The 1,836-nt window shown below is 58.7% G+C and carries 2 protein-coding genes; one reads left to right on the top strand and one right to left on the bottom strand.

The window, feature by feature from the left end; genetic code table 11:
• Positions 1-182 precede the first annotated feature (182 nt).
• Positions 183-1,370 carry an IS256 family transposase gene (locus VMT30_09100; GenBank protein HVQ45086.1) on the top strand — a complete coding sequence of 396 codons (1,188 nt, stop codon included), beginning with the start codon at positions 183-185 and terminating at the stop codon, positions 1,368-1,370.
• A 139-nt stretch (positions 1,371-1,509) separates the two neighbouring features.
• Here the strand turns inward: VMT30_09100 and VMT30_09095 are convergent, their stop codons facing one another.
• Positions 1,510-1,734 carry a hypothetical protein gene (locus tag VMT30_09095; protein ID HVQ45085.1) on the bottom strand — a complete coding sequence of 75 codons (225 nt, stop codon included), beginning with the start codon at positions 1,732-1,734 and terminating at the stop codon, positions 1,510-1,512.
• Between the last annotated feature and the right edge of the window lie 102 nt (positions 1,735-1,836).

The raw sequence follows: 1,836 nt of genomic DNA, 5'->3' as shown, positions 1-1,836 counted from the left end.
CGGTGAAGGCCGGTAACCGTAGCGACCGTAAGAGCCCCAACAGGGCCAGCGTCCCAGCGCCCAGCCAAAGATGGGCCTCAGCCAACTGGAAGTTGACAGATAACGTACACAATCTTTCGCACTTTCAGGATTGACGGCTTCTTCTAAAGTAGAAGGAGCAACCGATGAATGACGAGAAGCCGATGGGTCAGGTGATCCAGATCGATGAAGCCCGGATTCGAGACCATCTCGGTGAGATGGTCCGTGGCACGGTGGAAGAGACGCTGAACGCCATGCTGGATGCCGAGGCGGACCAACTCTGCGGAGCTGGTCGCTATGAGCGCAGCCAGGCTCGGCAAGATACCCGGGCTGGCAGTTACGAGCGGACGCTGCAGACCAGCGCCGGCGGAGTCAATCTCAAGGTTCCGAAGCTGCGGCGCCAGACCTTTGAGACGGCGATCATCGAACGCTACCGCCGGCGGGAGAGCTCGGTCGAGGAAGCGCTAATCGAGATGTATCTGGCGGGGATTTCGGTTCGGCGGGTGGAGGATATCACCGAGGCGCTCTGGGGCACGCGAGTAAGCCCGAGCACGGTGTCGAACCTCAACAAGAAGATCTACGTCAAGATTGAGGCTTGGCGGAACCGGCGGATCGAAGGGGAGCATCCGTACCTTTACCTCGACGGAATCGTGATGAAGCGGACTTGGGCTGGCGAGGTCCGCAACGTCTCGCTGCTGGTGGCCAGCGCCGTCAACTCCGAGGGTTATCGAGAGATTCTTGGGATCTGCGAAGGCGCTAAGGAGGACAAGTCAGGATGGTCGGCGTTTCTGCGGCACCTAGTCGATCGTGGTCTCACGGGCGTGCGATTGATCATTTCCGATGCCTGCCGCGGCCTTATGGAGAGCGCGGCCGAGTACCTGCCCGAGGCGCGATGGCAGCGCTGCATGGTGCATTTTTATCGGAACGTCTTCAGCCACGTGCCGACGACCAAGGTCCGCGAGGTGAGCCATATGCTCAAGGCCATCCATGCCCAGGAGAGCCGGGACGCAGCCGACCGAAAGGCGCGTGCGATCGTCGACGACTTACGTGCCGCCAGAATGAACACGGCGGCCGATCTGGTCGAGCGCAGCGTATCCGAAACGCTGACCTACTACGCCTTCCCGGACATCCACTGGCAGAAGATCCGCACCAATAATCCGCTCGAACGGATCATGAAAGAGATTCGCCGCCGAACCCGTGTCGTTGGAGCATTCCCTGACGGCCAGTCGTGCCTCAACCTGGCAGCCGCGCGGTTGCGCTACATCGCCGGCACTGCATGGTCTGCCAAATGCTACATGAACATGCGGCCTCTCTATCAGCCGCAAGTCATGCAAACCGAAGCCGTCGCCTGAACGAATGTGCGAAAGAATCTGGACACTACCATCACTAGCGTTGTATTCGCTGGAATTGCTGCGCTGGTCTTTATCTCAATCATACAATCGTCGGCGCACATCAGCAGGCCCAGGGGATGGCGCAGGACGGCCCAGCCAGCTACGAATACCGTTCGAGCACCAGATCCATTGCCTCCGTTGTTGCCGCGATCCAGGCCAAAACCGTTACTACCGATATGGTCGCTTCGAGGTAGGAATTCTGAATGAGGAAGTACCCCGTCAGAAGCGCAAAGCCCAAAATGCCGATTACGCGAAGTCCGGCGATAAGCAACGCCAGACGGTTTCTGGGCGAGGCCGGTTCTAGGAGTTCATAAAGCCAAGTCATCCGTAATTCGCTCCTCGCATCCTCAGCATTGCATCAGTGAATGTTCAACACACCGTTAATAAAACGGCGGGTGCTGCCTCTTAAGCTCTGACGGCTCCCTGT

Source organism: Candidatus Saccharimonadia bacterium (assembly GCA_035544015.1).
Taxonomy (GTDB): Bacteria; Patescibacteriota; Saccharimonadia; order UBA4664; family UBA4664; genus UBA5169.
The sequence above is the reverse complement of the archived record's forward strand: the minus strand, read 5'-3'. Positions and strand labels throughout refer to the sequence as shown.

What these genes read in the sequence shown, in the direction of transcription:
- VMT30_09095 (HVQ45085.1), bottom strand. Translation starts at nt 1,734, where the DNA reads ATGACTTGGCTTTATGAACTCCTAGAACCGGCCTCGCCCAGAAACCGT.
- VMT30_09100 (HVQ45086.1), top strand. Translation starts at nt 183, where the DNA reads ATGGGTCAGGTGATCCAGATCGATGAAGCCCGGATTCGAGACCATCTC.